Here is a 16,486-nt window from a genome sequence, read left to right as displayed (position 1 = left end):
TTCCAATCTGACCCCTGCCTGACCTCGCCTGAAGCTGGATGAGGTCGGGCCGCCGGGAATTCTCACTGTGTCGTCTTATGCTAAACGTGGCATGAAGGCGGCACGGTTTTTGTTTCCAGTCCTGGCACTGGCCTCACTGGCGGTCGCTCAACCGTTGACCGTGGGCTGGCAGACCAAACTGGCGGCATTGTTGCCCCTGGCAGCGCAGCCCGCGGTGCTGATGGAGCGCCGGGCCAGCCTGTCACTGGTGGACCTGAGCCTGCGCGTCATGAATGTGGGCGGTGATCCGCAGGCACTGAATCAGGTCATGGCCAGTGCCCAGCGCGGAGAAATGCCGGCATATAACGAACGGCTGGGCATCAGCAAGAAGGAGTTCCTGAGCTATCTGGTGTTTCAGCCGACGTTGGCATCAACCAGCAGGACACTCCGCCTTGCGGTCAACCGCGACAGCAACCGCGTCAGCTTTGGTGATGCTCCTGGTATGAATGGAATTCTCAAAGGGGTCAGCATCGACCTGCGCACCGGAGAGATGCGGGGTCCTGAAGGTTTCACCGCCAAGGCCACCAGCGTGGCACCCAGCAATGCGGCAGACCGTTTGCTGGATGTCAGGAGCGGCTTTCAGTGGAATATCCGTGGCAACAATGCCGGAACCGGAAACGGGGTTCGTGGTGTGCTGAATCTGCTTCAGCTGAGCAGTGGGGACATTATCCTGAGCTATACCCGCACCAGCATGCTGCACAGTGTGACCACCACAGGTGAACTGATCGTCCAGTACACCCGCTGATTCAGGGCCATGAAGGTTTTGCTCTGCGCAGGCTGACTGTTCACTGATGGCAGGTCAAGACGTCCTAACGCTCTCTTCAGGGCGCGTCACCGGCAGACAGCTACGCTGACACTCATGAAACGTAAAATGCTGATGCTTGGCGCTGCTCTGTCTATGGGCGGCCTGTCCACTGCCGGCGCGGCGGGTTTGTCTCCTGCTCTGCTGGAGCGTGCCAAACGCGGTGACCAGACACAGGTCGGGGTTATCGTCCGCTTTGCTTTCGGCAACGATGTGCGTGGACGTGGCCAGATGAAGAACCTGCGGGCGCAGCTGGCCAAGCGACTGGCACAGCTGGGGCCCAGCGGTGGGATTGTGGGACAGGCCATGAAATCCGGCAAGGTCACCCAGTTGTGGCTGGACCAGAGTGTCTACCTGCGGATGACGCCAGTCCAGGCCCGTGCACTGGCAACACTGCCATTCGTGACCGACATCTTTGAGAACTTCAAGGTCCAGATTCCTAAACCCAGGGCTGTGGCGCTCAGCACGGCGGCAGCGGCAGCTGGCACACCCTGGCACGTGCAGAAAGTGGGTGCTCCGCAAGCCTGGGCGGCTGGCTTCAAAGGCCAGAACGTAAAGATCGGGCACCTGGACAGCGGGATTGACGCCAGCCATCCGCAGCTCAACGGCAAGCTCGCGGCATTCATGGAATTCAACGCCGAAGGCGACCGGGTGGCCAGCCAACCGCACGATTCGACCAACCACGGCACGCACACTGCCGGCCTGCTGGTGGGTGACTCGGTCGGGATTGCGCCAAGCGCCAGGGTTATCAGCGCACTGGTTCTACCCAACAACGAGGGGACCTTCGCGCAGGTGATCGCGGGGATGCAGTACGTGCTGGACCCCGACAACAACGCAGATACCGACGACGGAGCCGACGTCGTCAACATGAGCCTGGGGATTCCCGGCACCCACGATGAATTCATTGTGCCAGTGCAGAACATGATCAAGGCTGGCGTGGTCCCGGTGTTCGCTATCGGTAACTTCGGACCCGCCGCGGGCAGCACCGGCAGCCCAGGTAACCTGCCCGACTCTATCGGTGTGGGCGCCGTTGACCAGAATGGGAATGTAGCCAGCTTCAGCAGCCGTGGCCCTGTCGCATGGACTGGAAAGATCAACGGAGTCTTTGTCAAACCCGACATCGCCGCTCCTGGTGTGGAAATCACCAGTGCTTTCCCTGGAAATAAATACGGAGCCCTGAGCGGCAGCTCTCAGGCCAGCCCGATTGCCGCCGGTGCTGTGGCCCTGCTGCTCTCAGCCAAGCCCGGGACTAGCGTGGACGCCATCAAGAATGCGCTGTTCTCCAGTGCCAGCAATGCTGGAAGCAAGAACAACAACGTCGGGTACGGCCTGATCAGCGTTCCAGGAGCATTGGGTAAGTTGGGCGCGTCGGCAGGAGCTCCAGCGCCGGCGCCCGCACCAGCCCCAGCTCCGGCTCCTGCACCGGCTCCTGCTCCAGCGCCCGCACCAGCCCCAGCTCCGGCTCCAGCGCCCACTCCAGCTCCAGCGCCCGCGCCAGCACCTACTCCAGCTCCTGCGCCCACTCCAGCTCCAGCACCTACGCCCCCGGCCGCTCAGCCGACTGGCCCGGCGGGTTACGCGCTGTGCGCACTTGAAGGCAGCAAGTGCAACTTCACGGGCCGCAAGGAAGCTGCGTTCGGAACTGCAGGCCGCTACCTGACGGGTATTGGAACAGATGGTTTCAACTGCACCGTGCAGGAATGGGGCCGTGATCCTTACCCTGGTCGCCTCAAGGGCTGCTTCATCAAGGACATTCCAGGCAGTGCTCCGGCACCAGCACCCAAGCCGGCACCAGCGCCCACTCCGCCCGCCAGCAATCAGAAACCCAAAGTCCTGCTGGTGGATGACGACATGGGCCAGGGCGCCGATGTCACGAATACGTTGCGTGACGCCATCAAGGCCAATGCAGCCGCGGGCGGAGCCTTCGTCTGGAACACCCAGACCCAGGGTCAGGTGCCGTTGAGCGAGTTGAACCGCGCTGACATCGTGATATGGGCCACTGGTGAGCAGTATCAGAACACGATCACTGCCAATGACCAGAACACCCTGCGTCAGTTCCTGGCTGCCGGTGGGCGCCTGCTGGTGACCGGTCAGGACGTGGGATACGACATCGGAGCAGGTGAGTTCTACCGCAGCATCTTGAAAACGCGCTTCGTGGCTGACAGCAGCGGAACACCCAAGTTTGTGACCCGCGGGGCTTTTGGCAACACGGCCTTCAACCTGAACGCACAGGGCAGCGCCGGGAACCAGTACTACCCTGATGTCATTGCCGACTTGAACGGCAGCAGTGTGGTCGCCAGCTGGGGCAACGCCAATGCCAACGCCGGTACCATCAGCGCGCAAAGCATCCGCGTGGATCCTAACCGTAACCGCGCGACCCAGAAGGTGCAGGAGCCGCGCGGCCTGGTCGAGCAGCTGGCCGCCAACGTGATCGGCACGGTGCTGAACCAGATCTTCGGTGGACAGCAGCAGACGCAGCGTCCCCGGGTCACTGCCCAGAACGCCAGCGAAAACGCTGGTGCAATCGTGGCCAACGACGCTGGCAAGTACCGCACCGTCAACATGGGCTTCGGTCTGGAAGGGCTGACCCCCAACAGCCGGAATATCCTGATCAAGACTTCTTTCGACTGGCTGATGCGCTGAGCTGACGCCTTACGAGTGCAGGGAGAGACTTCAACAGTCTCTCCTGTTTTTTGCTTCTCAGACCCCTGTGCGCCTTTATGTCTCTCCCACTGCGGCCAAAGGTACTGCCCTTAAGGTGCGGACATGACATCCCTGCGCGAGATCATGACCCGGGAACTGACCTCCGTGGACTCTCAGGCCACGCTCAAGGAAGTGGCAACGCTGATGCGTGACCAGGACATTGGAAATGTGCTGATCATGGAGGGTGACACCCTGCGCGGAATCATTACTGACCGCGACATCGTGGTGCGGGCAGTTGCTTATGGCCACGACTTCGGTACCCCGGCAAGCGATTACGCCACTGGCAGCGTGTTCACCATGGAGGCCAGCACTGACGTGCGCGAGGCTGCCCAGGCCATGGCTGAGCGTCAGCTGCGCCGCCTGCCTGTGACCGAGGGCGGCAAGGTTGTGGGCATTGTCAGCCTGGGCGATCTGGCTGTGCGTACCGATACCAACGCTGATCAACAGGCGCTTGAGGGCATCAGCCAGCCTGACAGGAGCTGAAATTGGAAGGGCCAGGAGCCTGAACGGTCGGCTACACCTGGAGGAAAAGAACCCCAATACCATGCGATGCTCGGGTCTTTTCGCTTGTGCTGCAAACAGGCCGCACCCTACGAAAGGTGCGGCCTGCTCCGTTGTCCATTTCAGTGCCGGAGGTCGCGCAATCGCCGGTACAGCTCTTTTTCCTCGTCAGTCAGATCCTTGGGCACAGTGACGTTCAGGCGCACATAGAGGTCTCCCCGGGTACCGTCCTTGCGGGGCCAGCCCTGCCCGCGCAGACGCATCTTGCGCCCGCCACTGCTGCCGGGCGGCACGGTGAGGTTGCCGGTGGTACCCGCAATGGTCTGCACTTTCACGTCCCCCCCAAGCGCGGCCACAGGAGCCGGCACGTCCACGCTGGTGGTCAGGTCATCGCCGTCCAGGTCGAAGCGGCCGTCTTCAAGCACACGGATGGTCAGCAGAACGTCGCCGCCACCGGGGCCCTGCCCGGCCAGTCGCAGGCGCGCGCCGTCTCTGGTCCCCGCCGGGACACGGAGGCTCAGGCGCTTGCCGTCCACGTTGATGACCTCATCCGAGCCGCTGTAGGCCTCTTCAAGCGTGACCTGCAACTCGCCTTCGACGTTCTGCACGAAGCGCCGGCTCTGTCCTGCGCCGCCCAAACCGCCCAGCAGATCCTCGATGTTGACCTGCTGCCCCGCCGGGTTGCGGTATCCTCCTCCGCCTCCACGCGGTCCGGTCTGCCCGAACAGGCCCTGGAAGAAGTCGCTGAACTGCCCAGGATCAAACCCGCCGAAGTCTGCTCCGGGGAACCCCCCGCTGCCGGGATAGGCTCCGGGGGGAACCTGTCCGGCATGACCGTACTGGTCGTACAGTTTTCGTTTTTCCGGATCGTTCAGAACGGCGTAGGCTTCACCGATTTCTTTGAAGCGCTCGGCAGCCCTGTCGTCGCCGGCGTTCTTGTCGGGGTGAAACTGCTTGGCGAGTTTGCGGTAGGCGGACTTGATGTCCGCATCGGACGCGCCACGCGAGACACCCAGCACGTCGTAATAATCCTTATAGGCCATGGTGGTCGCCTCCTGGCGGAAAGAGGGAAAGAAAACGGGCTTAGCGGGTCACGAGATCTACGTACAACGCCTCGACTCTGGCGCGTGCCCAGGGGGTCTTGCGCAGGAACTTGAGGCTGCTCTGCACGCTGGGGTCGTACTGAAAGCAGCGCACCGGGACCCGCTGGGCCAGGCCCTCCCAGCCGTACTCGTCCGCGAGGCGCTCCACGATGGTCTGGAGCGTGACGCCATGCAGCGGGTCAGTCATACTCAGTCCTTTTTGCTGACGACCACGCGCGCCGGGCGGACCAGACGGTCACCCATGCGGAAGCCCAGCTGGTAGACCTGCACGATCATGTCGTCCTGCTCACCAGAAACCACCTGAATCGCCTCGTGCCACTGGGGGTCGAAGGCCTCACCCTCCTTGCCGGTGGCTTCCAGGCCCAGGCTGGAAAAGATGTTCAGCACCTTGCCCTGCACGGCCTGCATGCCGGGGATCAGTTTGGCGGGGTCACCGCTGCCCATGGTGACGGCGCGGTCGATGTCGTCATACACCGGCATCAGCGCCTCAGCGGCCTTGCTGACCCCCTGACCCTGCGCCTCGGCACTGTCCTGCGCCGTGCGGGTGCGGTAGCTCTCGAAGTCAGCGGCCAGTCGGCCCAGGCGGTGCTTCAGGTCTGCGTTCTCTTTTTCAAGCTCGTCAGCGCGCTGAAGCTTGCCCATCATTTCCTGCACCTGGGCAAACATTCCCTCGTCCATATCGGGGAAGCCCGACAGGTCGGCGTCCTCTTCCATGTTGTCGGTCTCGGCGTCCAGAACCTCAACCTCGCTGGTCTCGCCCTCCTGGTCCGGCCTCAGGGTTTCGGTGGTGTCTCCGGCCTGGGAGCCGGTGTCGGTTTTCTTCTGGTCATCATTGGTCATGCGGGGTCGCCTCCGGAACATTCTCTGCAAGATAGGGGAGAGGGGGCTCATGGGCCGTCCTCTCCCCCTGGGGGTGGTCTGGTGTGGGGGCCTGAGAAGGACGTTCCTTCAGGGCACACCCAGCAGCCGATCTCTGCTGGGTGGCTGCCCGGCCTTACTCGGCAGCCTTGAAGTCCGCGTCGATGACGTCGTCGTCGGCCTTGGTGCCCTGAGCCTGGGCGCCCTGGGGCTGACCCTGGCCTGCGGCCTGCTGAGCGGTCATGAAGGTACGCAGCTCTTCTTCCAGACGCTTCTGGGCACTTTCGATGCGGGCGTCGTCTTCGCTACGGACAGCTTCTTCGGCCTCGTCAGCGGCAGCCTTGAGCGCGTCCTTGGCGTCCTGCGCAGCGCCTTCGTTCTCTTCGAGCTGCTGGGTGGCCTGCACACGCAGGGAGTCGAGGTTGTTGCGCTTCTCGACCTTCTCGCGGCGCAGCTTGTCGGCTGCGGCGTTCTCCTCAGCTTCCCTGACCATGCGCTCGACATCACTCTTGTCGAGGGTGGTGGTGTTCTCGATGCGGATGCTGGCTTCCTTGCCGCTGGTCTTTTCCTTGGCCGTCACATGCAGGATGCCGTTGGCGTCGATGTCGAAGGTCACTTCGATCTGTGCCTGACCGGCGCGCATGGGCGGAATGCCTTCGAGCTTGAAGCGGCCCAGGGACTTGTTGTCGCTGGCCATGGGACGCTCGCCCTGCAGCACGTTGATTTCCACACCGGGCTGGTTGTTCTCGGCGGTGGTGTAGATCTCGGTCTTCTTGGCAGGAACGGTCGTGTTGCGGGTAATCATGGGGGCGATCATGCCGCCCTTGACTTCCACGCCCAAGGTCAGCGGGGTCACGTCCACCAGCACGATGTCGCCCAGCGCAGAGTCACCCTGAATGATGCCGGCCTGCACAGCGGCGCCGAGAGCCACGGCCTCGTCGGGGTTGACCGACTCGTTTGGAGTCTTGCCCACCAGGTCCTGCACGATGCGCTTGACGGCCGGGATCCGGGTCGAGCCGCCAACCAGAATCACTTCGTCGATGTCGCTGGCGCTGAGCTTGGCATCCGCAAGGGCCTGCTCGACCGGCTTGCGCACGCGGCGCAGCAGGTCGGCCGTCAGCTCCTCGAACTTGGCGCGGCTCAGGGTGCGCTCCAGGTGCATGGGGGTGCGGGTTTCGGGGTCGAAGGTGATGAAGGGCAGGCTGATGCTCGACTCCGAAGCGTTGGACAGGTCGATCTTGGCCTTTTCGGCCGCTTCGATCAGGCGCTGCAGGGCCTGCTTGTCCTTGCGCAGGTCGAAGTTGTGCTCGCGGTTGAACTCCTCGGCCAGCCAGTCCACGATACGGTGGTCGAAGTCCGCGCCGCCCAGGTGGGTGTCGCCGGCGGTGGATTTTACTTCGAACACGCCGTCACCCAGTTCCAGGATGGTCACGTCGAAGGTCCCGCCCCCCAGGTCGAAGACCAGCACGGTCTCGTTGCCTTTGCGCTCGAGGCCGTAGGCCAGCGCGGCGGCAGTGGGTTCGTTGATCACGCGCAGCACGTTCAGGCCCGCGATCTCGCCGGCCTGCTTGGTTGCTTCACGCTGCGAGTTGTCGAAGTAGGCGGGCACGGTGATCACGGCGTCTGTGATCTTCTGGCCCAGCTTGGCGGAAGCGTCGCTGACCAGCTTACGCAGAACCTCGGCGCTGACCTGCTCGGGAGCCAGATCCTGGCCGTTCACTTCAATACGGACGCTGCCGCCGGGGCCTTCCTTGACCTTGAAGGGGCTGCGCGCGGCTTCTTCCTTGACCTCGTCCCAGCGGCGGCCGATAAAGCGCTTGACTTCAAACAGGGTGGCGGCTGGGTTTAGCGCGGCCTGACGGCGGGCAATCTGACCCACCAGGCGCTCGTCGCCCTTGTAGGCCACGACAGACGGGGTGGTGCGTCCGCCCTCGGCGTTTACGATCACTTCGGGGCGGCCACCTTCCATAACGGAAATAACGGAGTTGGTGGTGCCCAGGTCGATTCCAACAGCTTTAGCCATGAGTTGACTCCTTGAGATACAGGGATTTGCAGCCCACAGGGCAGCAGTTCTAAACGTCTGACAGCATAAGGCTACAGTTGAAGGATGTCAATAGACTTGAGCGTCATAGACTAAAGTAAGATCAGGTGGATCGGCAGCGGGTGACCGGCACGGCTGCGGTTTCCGGTGATCAGCGCAGGACCATTCAGTGTTCTGACCATCCTCGAAAATCAGGCGGTCAGAACGGACTGAGCGAGGTGTATCAGAAGGCCGGGCGGTGCTGTGCACAGAACTATAGGCAGACCACTGCCCGGCACGGTGGTCACCGTATCTGCCCGGCGGCTCTCGAATCTCCCCGGAAGTCACGCGCATCCGGCATATCGGAGGCTCTGACATGAATGTCAGGCATGGTCGCGTATTTATCTGCCTGCGGGGGCGGAAAACATACCAGGGCTGCGTGAAGGGTTATCTGGATTCATGTTATTCGCCTGACCCGGTGTTATTCAGGCTGAACTGGGTGGGTCTCCTGACGAAGTGCTCCGGTCGCAGAATCCGGCTCCAGTACCACCGAAGCAAAGCTCCCTACCATCCGGCCCTGATGAAACCTTGGCGTACCGGTCACCTGTACCCGCACACGGTCTCCTCCGGGGCGCTGTACCCGTACGTGGTAAGCGCCGCTGCGGCCCAGCTGCCGCGCCTGCTGGGCTGCACGCAGCAGGTGGTGGTCTTCCGGAACTGTCAGCGCAAAAGCCGTGTTGCCGACGATTTCCTCGGTGGGTCGGCCGTAGATCTCAGCGGCAGCCCGGTTGGCGTACATGACCTCTCCATGTTTGTCCGTTACGGTCACGCCGTGCACCATGCTTTCCATCACCTGCCGAGCAAAATCCAGTTCCTGCTCGTAGGACTCACGGACCTGCCGGTGATGACGCACGATCCGGATTATCCGACTGGTCAGCCATAAGGCGATGACCTGGGTTGCCAGCAGAGGCAGCAGCACCCAGTAGACTGCCGGGCGCTCCATCAGCACCACCACCAGCAGGGTGGTCAGCAACAGCAGCGCAAACAGCCCATATCCGAAGCGCAGTTCGCGGACGCCCGGTCTCATCCCCGGAGTATGAGAGTCAGGCCATGACATGGGTCTTACGCTCAGCATGTCCGCCTCCTTTTGAGTGTCACGGTAGACCTCAGCCGGGCTGCGGTCTACTGCACATGAACCAGACAGCAATGGCAGGCGGAATGCCGCTCAAAGGCTCCTGCGACATGGCCTCCGTATCTCTGTCCACCAGGTTCTTTTTACAGACAGAGCAGAGGCACAACTCGGAAAAACAGGAGTGCACCTTCGGCATACCCGTCAAGACCAGGCGTCACAGCGCCGTGAGTCCTGCCCGCCTATGCTGGAGGATATGACCGCCGCCGACCTCGCCCAGTCTCCACATATTCATCTGCCGGACGGTTCGTGCTGCAAGCCCTCAACGGCACCCGGCGCAAGCGTGCCTCGCCGCTTTGCGCATCTGCATCAGCACACCCAGTACTCCCTGCTTGACGGTGCGGCCAAGCTTAAGGATCTGCTCAAGTGGGCCAAGGAGGTCACCCCGGAGGGCTGCACACCGGCGCTGGCCATGACGGACCACGGCAACATGCACGGGGCAGTGCATTTCTACAACTACGCCCAGGCGGCGGGCGTCAAACCCATCATTGGATACGAGGCTTACGTGGTCCCTGGTCAAGGGACCCGGCGCGACCGCACCCGCGCCCAGGACGGCGAGAAGGGCATTTTCCACCTGACCCTGCTGGCCCGCGACTTCGAGGGGTATCAGAACCTGTGCCGCCTGAGCAGCCGCGGCTACACCGAGGGCTATTACTACAAGCCCCGTATTGACCACGAACTGCTCCAGGAGCACCACAAGGGTGTGATCGCGTTTTCCGGCTGCCTGGGCAGTGAGGTGCAGCAACTGTTATTGCAGGGCCGCGAGGAGGACGCGAAAAAGCGCCTGCTGTGGTACCGCGAGCTGTTCGGCGAGAACTACTACATTGAGATTCAGGACCATGGTCTGCCCGAGCAGAAGCGCAACAACCCCATCCTGAGGGCCTGGGCGCAGGAACTGGGCATCGGTATGGTCGCCACCAATGACGGCCATTACGTCAAGAAGAGCGACGCCACTGCGCACGAGACCCTGCTGGCCATTCAGACCAAAGCGACGCTGGCAGACGAGAACCGCTTCAAGTTCCCGTGTGACGAGTTCTACGTCAAGAATCTGGAGGAGATGCAGGCGGCGCTGCCGGTCAGCGACTGGGGCGAGGAACCCTTCGACAACACCTCCGCCATTGCCGACCTGTGCAACGTGGACCTGCCGGTAGGCAAGAAACGCGTCTACCAGATGCCGGCCCTGCCTATCCCCGAGGGCCGCACCATGGCCGAGGAACTGAGGATTCAGACCTACCGCGGTACGGTCAAGCGCTACCCGGGGCACGCCACCGAGCATCTCCTGCGGGATTACGCGCTGCGTTCCCTGGAAGCGCTGGGTGCAGACAACGCCGCCAGGGTCCTGAAGCGCGTGGACGGCTGTGACGTCCGGAGCTGTGACCTGGAAACCCTGCTGACGCTGCTGGCCTTTATGGGCAGTGAGTGGGAAGCGCGTGGCAAGCAGGCCGGAGAAAAGTACACCAAGTACCCCGCCCTGGAAGTCATGGAGACTGAAGCCGAAGGCGGGACGCTTCCAGCCTATGCTCATGAGGACTGCCGGAAAGCCCGGCAGGAGAGCAGCGACACCAGCATCGCACTCGACCCGGACGGCAATGACGAGGAAACCACCCGCGCGCACCATAAGCACGCCCTGGTAATCCTGCGCCGCGCCGAGTACGAACTGTCGGTCATCAACAACATGGGCTTCCCCGACTACTTCCTGATCGTGGCCGATTACATCAACTGGGCCAAGGACCAGGACATCAGCGTGGGGCCGGGCCGCGGCTCCGGTGCAGGAAGTCTGGTCGCTTACGCCATGCGCATCACCAACCTTGATCCGCTGGAATTCGCGCTGCTGTTCGAGCGCTTCCTGAACCCCGACCGTATCTCGATGCCGGACTTCGATATCGACTTCAACGACGCGAGGCGCAGCGAGGTCATTGCCTACGTGCAGGACAAGTACGGCGAGGACAAGGTCGCGCAGATCGCCACCTTCGGAACCATGGCGTCCAAGGCCTGCCTGAAGGACGTGGCGCGCGTCATGGGGCTGGAGTATGCCAAGGTGGACAAGGTCTCCAAGCTGATTCCCATCAAGTTCGGCAAGAGCTACAGCCTGGAGCAGGCCCGCGAGGCGGTGCCGGACATCGCGCAGATGCTGGCCGAGGACGGCCAGCTGCTCGAAGCGTACGAGTTTGCGCAGAAGCTCGAGGGCCTGACCCGACACGCCTCGGTGCACGCCGCGGGTGTGGTCATCGGCAAGACGCAGCTGACTGACCTCGTGCCGGTCATGCGCGACACCTCCGGCGAGGGCATGGTCTGTCAGTACGACATGAAGGCCGTCGAGGACATCGGCCTGATCAAGATGGACTTCCTGGGGCTGCGTACCCTGAGCTTCCTGGACGAAGCCAGGCGCATCATGCGCGAGTCGCGCGGCATCGAGATTGACTTCGACGCCATTCCCTTCGACGACGCCAGAACCTACGAGCTGATGAGCCGTGGAGACACCAAGGGCGTGTTCCAGCTGGAAGGAGCCGGGATCGCCGACGCCTCACGCCGTCTCAAGCCGCGCCGTCTGGCCGACATCATCGCCCTCTCGGCGCTGTACCGCCCGGGCCCGATGGAGAACATTCCCACCTACGTCCGGCGTCACCACGGCCTGGAAGAGGTGGATTACGTCCGGGACGGCTTTCCCACCAGCGCGAAGTACCTGGAGAAGATCCTGGCCGAAACCTACGGGATTCCGGTGTACCAGGAGCAGATCATGCAGATCGCCTCGGAGGTCGCCGGCTTCTCGCTGGGCGGCGCCGACCTGCTGCGCCGGGCCATGGGCAAGAAGGACGCCGAGGAGATGAAGCGCCAGCGTCAGATCTTCGTGGAGGGCGCCGGAAACAACGGCGTGCCCAAGGAAGAGGCCAACAAGCTCTTCGACCTGCTGGACGCCTTTGCCAACTACGGCTTCAACAAATCCCACTCGGCGGCGTACGGCGTCATCACCTACCAGACCGCCTGGCTCAAGGCCAACTACCCGGTCGAGTTCATGGCTGCGCTGCTCACGGTGGAGCGCCGCGACTCGGACAAGGTCGCCGAGTACGTCAGTGACGCCCGCAAGATGGACGTGCACGTGCTGCCGCCGGACATCAACCGCTCGGCGCCCGACTTTGCCGTAGAAGGCGAGGAGATCCTGTTCGGGCTGTACGCCATCAAGGGCCTTGGGGAGGCGGCCGTACAGCGCATCCTGGAAGAGCGGCAGCGCGCCGGGCGCTACAAGTCCCTGGCGGACTTCTGCTCACGCCTGGGCAACAAGGTCTGCAACCGCAAGGCGATGGAAAGCCTGATCAAGAGCGGGGCGTTCGACCAGTTCGGCGAGCGCAACCAGTTACTACACAGCCTGGAAGACGCCCTGGAGGACGCTGCCAGCACGGCTGATATCAATGCCAAGGCGGCCAGCGGCATGAGCATGATGTTCGGCATGGAAGAGGTGAAAAAGGAGCGCCCGCTGCGCAGCGGCATTCCGCCCTTCACCGACCTGGAGCGACTGAGTATCGAGAAAGAAGCCCTGGGCCTGTACATCTCCGGTCACCCCCTGGAGCAGCATGAGGGCCTGCGGGAAGCCGCCAGCTGCCGGATCAGTGACCTGGACACCTGGTTCACGCAGCAGAACGTCGCTCCTGGCAAGCGCCTGAAGGCCGTGCTGGCCGGCATGATCGAGGGTGTAGTTAAGAAGCCCACCAAGTCCGGCGGCATGATGGCCCGGTTCATCCTGGCCGACGAGTCCGGGCAGACCGAACTGGTGGCCTTCTCGCGCGCCTATGACCGCATTCAGGAAAAACTGGTCAACGACACGCCAGCCCTGGTGATCGTGGAACTGGAATCCGAGGACGGCGGCCTGCGCGCCATCGCCGAGGAAGTGGTCAGCGTGGAGCAGCTGGCGGAAGTGCCCAAGGTCATGTACGTGACCATCGACCTGGAAAACGCCAGCCCGGACGCGGTGGGCGAGTTTCAGAGCATCCTCGACGAGCACGCCGGCAGCATGCCGACCTACCTGCGCCTGGAAACGCCCGAGCAGTTCGTGCTGTATCAGCTTGACCACGGCATGGGCAGCCATGAAGCAATCCGGGTGCTCAACCAGACCTTCCCGTGGGCCGACGCTTACCTCGCGTACGACCAGCAGACCATCCTGGGCCGCTTCGCGCCCAAGCCACCGGCCTGGATGAACAAACAGAACGGGGGAGGGATGCGGGCCTAAAGTCCTCTGTGAGTCAGGCTGTCTCGGGCCAACAGCTCCATCAGCTTCAGCCCGTTTTCCGCGGCTGCGCCCGCCGCTGTGTTGTCGAATATGACCCAGGGCCGGATCGCTAAGCGGTCTTGAAGATCCTGGGCCAGTGTCTGGAGTGCCTGGTCGGAATAACTTGAGAAGTACATCCGGGGCGAGCCATGCCAGCGGTAGTAGACCGTGTCGCTGTGGCCCCCTGGGACGCTGGCCTCAGTCGTAAGGGCAGGATCGGCGGCTACGCGTCCAATCCGGTGCGTGATCAGCAGAGCGTCGGCTGCCGGGCTGAACCAGGAGCCGTGACGCGGCTCGCAGGCCACGGGGACCGGGGTCATGAGTCGTAGGTCCCGGAAGAAGGCCTCAGCTACAGGTTCATCAAAGGTCAGGCTGGGCGGTAGCTGCACAAGCAGACACCCGAGACTCTCCCCCAGCCCGGCTGTCTGGTGGACGAAGTCGCTCAGCAGGTCATGACAGTCTTGCAGCCTGGCCTGATGGGTCACCGCCTTGGGCACCTTGGCGCTGAAGCGGAAGTCCTCCGGGACACTGGCAGCCCAGCGCTGATACGTACTTTGCCGGTGCGGCCGGTAGAACGACGAGTTGATCTCCACAGCACGGAAGCGGGTCGCGTACCGCTGCAGCACACTCCCGCCCTGGCCGAATTGGGCCGTCTGACCGCTGGCGACGCTCCAGCTGGCACATCCTAAGTTCACGTGGACCTGCGTCATACCGGATCGTGTCATGGCAACAGGCAAGGAAAGCCCCGAGTCTGGTTGGCAGGGATTTACTTCCGAGTTGATAACGGGGTGGAGCCTTGCATGTGGTACAGGCGGTTGACCTGATCGTCAAGGAAGGACTGGTGCGGGCCAGTTTTGGACAATGAATGTCCGGGACGGTATGGAATTGTTGTGCCACCTGATGAGAGGGCAGGTTTCTGCGGCGGCGTCCTGCCTTGTGGCTTTCCTGGCGTGCCATGACGTTGCCTGCATGCAGTGGAGCGTGTTGTGCCTCCTGCTGCTGATATTGGGCGTCGGGAACGAGCACCAGTATGTACGCTGAGGCTGTTCATGCTGAATACATGGCAGGGTAGGGCATTACAGGCTCTGTGCGTAGCCGGGCTGGGTCCATCGGTGGCGTGTGGAGTCCTGTTATGGAAGGTGGCCCAGGCCTGGCAGACCATGCCTGCCGAGACGCGGGAGCTGGGATTATCACCTGTGCCGATCGATCGGATGCTTCCACAGCTGATCCTGCTGGGCCTGCTGACCAGCGGCGCTCTGGTGCTGGCCGTCATGAACGCCGCCCTGCTGGTCTGGCTGCGGAGTCTGTTGGGCAGGGAACATACACGTGCACGTCAGCTGTTCAGTGCTGCCACCTGGGCCGTGCAACTTCTGCTGGTGCTGGTGGCGTTGGCTGCCGTGGGCTGGCAACTGTGGAGCGTGGGTCGTCCCGAATCTTCTTTGGGGTTGTTGCCACCAGGGGTCTATGCGCTGATCACATCGTTTGTCATGGTGATGGTCGGTCTGCCGCTGCTGCTGCTGACCTGGCTGTGTATGGCTGGTTTCCGGCGATGGCTGACGGCCGCTGGCCGCTGGATCAATGGTGACCAGCCGCGTGAGGCTCTGCATCGGCCGTTGGGCAGGGTGTCGGACACGCTGACCTATGGCGCCTTCTTCATGCTGGGGCTGGGTATGTACCTGACGCCCGCGCCACTGGTCGAACTGATGTTCACCCCCGGGGTAACTGCCCTGGAACGTGAACTGGCTGGACAAAAGCCGGCGATGCTCGGTCTGATGATGTGGCTGCTGCTGCTTGGTGGCGTGTCGCTGTGGGTCTGGCGAACGACAGCGCAGCTGGTCAGTGATGCACTTAACCCACAGGTGAGCCGGATCGCTCGTCTTGCCCGGGCCCGCCACGAACCTGCCGAACCGTGAAGCGGCGCAAGTGGACCCGGAGCAGGATGCCCTGGGTCCATTTGCAGCTTCCTGCTGTGTGCGGCTGTCTGTGACAGGGTCTGTACAGAGGCGGCACATCCAGCCTGGCGGCGGCGCTTACCGGGCTGCTTTGCCGCTCAGCACGCGGCTGCTGAACATGTCGCTGAGGATATGTTCCAGGCCGATCACCCCGCGTCCCTTGGCCCACAGGTCGCGGTTGAAGGTATAGACGCGGTTGTGCTTGCCGGCAGGCAGCGCCTGGACCAGCGGCTCAGCCTTGAAGCGGTCAAAGGCGGCCTGATGCTCCGCGTTGTACAGCACGACCAGGGTGTCGGGGTTCAGGGCGCTCAACCCTTCTAAAGACAGCTGGTACTGGGTCTGGTCGTCACGCATCCGGGTGGGGTTGTCGCGTCCTAGGGCTTCAAGCAGGCTGCCGACATAACTCCTGTCGCTGTGCACGTAAAAGCCGTTGGGAGTCAGCACCCCGACGACCATCTTTCCCGCCTTGGGGCTGCTGGTAGCTTTCACTTTGGCAAACAGACGGGTGTGGTCGGCCAGGACTGCCTTACCCAGGGCTTCTTTGCCGACGATTTTGCTGATCAGTCCGAACTGGTCGAGCTGGTCTTTGTAGGTTCCACGGTAGGAGCGCAGCAGCAGGGTCGGCGCGATCCTGCCCAGCTGCGGGTAGATGGTCCTGTGGTCGTTCTCGTCGGCGATGATCAGATCCGGCTTCAGGGCCAGGATCCTTTCCAGGCTGGGCGAGTGACGGTTGCCGACCGTGGGAAGAGCTGGCCCGTAATACTTCCGGAGGTGAGGCAGAACGTCGGCAGCGGTGTCGCCGTCAGCTGCGATGCCCACAGGCTTGACCCCCAGTTTGGCCAGGGCGTCCATAAAGCCGAATTCCAGCACGACGATACGTTTGGGGGTGGTCTTGATTTCGGTCGTGCCTGCCAGATGGGGAACTGTGAGTGCACCAGCGGGCATGGACAGGGCAAGCAGCAGGGACAGAGTACGTAGGGACAACATATATCTCCTTATCCGATTGGATTAGTCAGGAATATAAGTGACCAAGATTGCAATGGCAACTGGGCTTGCCC

Annotated in this window: 12 protein-coding genes; 5 read left to right on the top strand and 7 right to left on the bottom strand. The window is 62.6% G+C overall.

Annotated elements, in window-relative coordinates; all coding sequences use genetic code 11:
- The first annotated feature begins 91 nt into the window (after nt 1-91).
- The 3 genes from DEIDE_RS12625 (at nt 92) to DEIDE_RS12615 (ending at nt 4,027) form a co-directional block, all read left to right on the top strand.
- Nucleotides 92-784 carry a hypothetical protein gene (locus DEIDE_RS12625; protein ID WP_242402919.1) on the top strand — a complete coding sequence of 231 codons (693 nt, stop codon included), beginning with the start codon at nt 92-94 and terminating at the stop codon, nt 782-784.
- 114 nt (nt 785-898) lie between these two features.
- Entirely contained in the window at nt 899-3,484 is a 2,586-nt protein-coding gene (locus DEIDE_RS12620) for a S8 family peptidase (protein ID WP_012694353.1), read from the top strand.
- A 123-nt stretch (nt 3,485-3,607) separates the two neighbouring features.
- Nucleotides 3,608-4,027: a CBS domain-containing protein gene (locus tag DEIDE_RS12615; protein ID WP_012694352.1), complete on the top strand. Its 420-nt coding sequence runs from the start codon at nt 3,608-3,610 to the stop codon at nt 4,025-4,027.
- 140 nt (nt 4,028-4,167) lie between these two features.
- Here DEIDE_RS12615 and DEIDE_RS12610 read toward each other — a convergent pair whose 3' ends face one another.
- The 5 genes from DEIDE_RS12610 to DEIDE_RS18080 all read right to left on the bottom strand — a co-directional run bounded on the left by DEIDE_RS12610 (nt 4,168) and on the right by DEIDE_RS18080 (nt 9,113).
- On the bottom strand, nt 4,168-5,088 hold the full coding sequence (locus tag DEIDE_RS12610; protein ID WP_012694351.1) for a DnaJ C-terminal domain-containing protein: 921 nt from the start codon (nt 5,086-5,088) through the stop codon (nt 4,168-4,170).
- 40 nt (nt 5,089-5,128) lie between these two features.
- On the bottom strand, nt 5,129-5,335 hold the full coding sequence (locus tag DEIDE_RS12605; protein WP_012694350.1) for a VF530 family protein: 207 nt from the start codon (nt 5,333-5,335) through the stop codon (nt 5,129-5,131).
- Between the two features lie 2 nt (nt 5,336-5,337).
- Nucleotides 5,338-5,988 carry a nucleotide exchange factor GrpE gene (locus DEIDE_RS12600; RefSeq protein ID WP_012694349.1) on the bottom strand — a complete coding sequence of 217 codons (651 nt, stop codon included), beginning with the start codon at nt 5,986-5,988 and terminating at the stop codon, nt 5,338-5,340.
- 154 nt (nt 5,989-6,142) lie between these two features.
- A complete protein-coding gene (gene dnaK, locus DEIDE_RS12595) occupies nt 6,143-8,029 on the bottom strand; it encodes a molecular chaperone DnaK (RefSeq protein WP_012694348.1) in 1,887 nt (628 codons plus the stop codon).
- A gap of 478 nt (nt 8,030-8,507) precedes the next feature.
- Nucleotides 8,508-9,113 carry a PAS domain S-box protein gene (locus DEIDE_RS18080; RefSeq protein ID WP_049760485.1) on the bottom strand — a complete coding sequence of 202 codons (606 nt, stop codon included), beginning with the start codon at nt 9,111-9,113 and terminating at the stop codon, nt 8,508-8,510.
- 298 nt (nt 9,114-9,411) lie between these two features.
- Here DEIDE_RS18080 and dnaE point away from each other — a divergent pair, with 298 nt between their 5' ends.
- Nucleotides 9,412-13,437: a DNA polymerase III subunit alpha gene (gene dnaE, locus DEIDE_RS12585; protein WP_012694346.1), complete on the top strand. Its 4,026-nt coding sequence runs from the start codon at nt 9,412-9,414 to the stop codon at nt 13,435-13,437.
- Here the strand turns inward: dnaE and DEIDE_RS12580 are convergent.
- Nucleotides 13,434-14,201 carry a DUF72 domain-containing protein gene (locus DEIDE_RS12580; protein WP_049760484.1) on the bottom strand — a complete coding sequence of 256 codons (768 nt, stop codon included), beginning with the start codon at nt 14,199-14,201 and terminating at the stop codon, nt 13,434-13,436. The two genes, dnaE and DEIDE_RS12580, sit on opposite strands and share 4 nt — an antisense overlap.
- A gap of 324 nt (nt 14,202-14,525) precedes the next feature.
- Between DEIDE_RS12580 and DEIDE_RS12570 the strand changes: the two genes are divergently transcribed.
- A complete protein-coding gene (locus DEIDE_RS12570) occupies nt 14,526-15,389 on the top strand; it encodes a hypothetical protein (protein ID WP_012694344.1) in 864 nt (287 codons plus the stop codon).
- A gap of 117 nt (nt 15,390-15,506) precedes the next feature.
- On the opposite strand, the gene DEIDE_RS12565 is transcribed toward DEIDE_RS12570, so the two are convergent.
- Nucleotides 15,507-16,415 carry an ABC transporter substrate-binding protein gene (locus tag DEIDE_RS12565; protein WP_041227271.1) on the bottom strand — a complete coding sequence of 303 codons (909 nt, stop codon included), beginning with the start codon at nt 16,413-16,415 and terminating at the stop codon, nt 15,507-15,509.
- Between the last annotated feature and the right edge of the window lie 71 nt (nt 16,416-16,486).

It is taken from the genome of Deinococcus deserti VCD115 (assembly GCF_000020685.1).
GTDB lineage: Bacteria > Deinococcota > Deinococci > Deinococcales > Deinococcaceae > Deinococcus > Deinococcus deserti.
Note: the sequence above shows the minus strand (reverse complement) of the source record. Positions and strands in the feature narration are given on the sequence as shown.

Coding starts and splice junctions, on each gene's coding strand:
- DEIDE_RS12565 (WP_041227271.1), bottom strand. CDS start 16,415: ATGTTGTCCCTACGTACTCTGTCCCTGCTGCTTGCCCTGTCCATGCCC.
- DEIDE_RS12620 (WP_012694353.1), top strand. CDS start 899: ATGAAACGTAAAATGCTGATGCTTGGCGCTGCTCTGTCTATGGGCGGC.
- DEIDE_RS12625 (WP_242402919.1), top strand. CDS start 92: ATGAAGGCGGCACGGTTTTTGTTTCCAGTCCTGGCACTGGCCTCACTG.
- DEIDE_RS12615 (WP_012694352.1), top strand. CDS start 3,608: ATGACATCCCTGCGCGAGATCATGACCCGGGAACTGACCTCCGTGGAC.
- dnaE (WP_012694346.1), top strand. CDS start 9,412: ATGACCGCCGCCGACCTCGCCCAGTCTCCACATATTCATCTGCCGGAC.
- DEIDE_RS12580 (WP_049760484.1), bottom strand. CDS start 14,201: ATGACACGATCCGGTATGACGCAGGTCCACGTGAACTTAGGATGTGCC.
- DEIDE_RS12570 (WP_012694344.1), top strand. CDS start 14,526: ATGCTGAATACATGGCAGGGTAGGGCATTACAGGCTCTGTGCGTAGCC.
- dnaK (WP_012694348.1), bottom strand. CDS start 8,029: ATGGCTAAAGCTGTTGGAATCGACCTGGGCACCACCAACTCCGTTATT.
- DEIDE_RS12600 (WP_012694349.1), bottom strand. CDS start 5,988: ATGACCAATGATGACCAGAAGAAAACCGACACCGGCTCCCAGGCCGGA.
- DEIDE_RS12605 (WP_012694350.1), bottom strand. CDS start 5,335: ATGACTGACCCGCTGCATGGCGTCACGCTCCAGACCATCGTGGAGCGC.
- DEIDE_RS12610 (WP_012694351.1), bottom strand. CDS start 5,088: ATGGCCTATAAGGATTATTACGACGTGCTGGGTGTCTCGCGTGGCGCG.
- DEIDE_RS18080 (WP_049760485.1), bottom strand. CDS start 9,113: ATGAGACCGGGCGTCCGCGAACTGCGCTTCGGATATGGGCTGTTTGCG.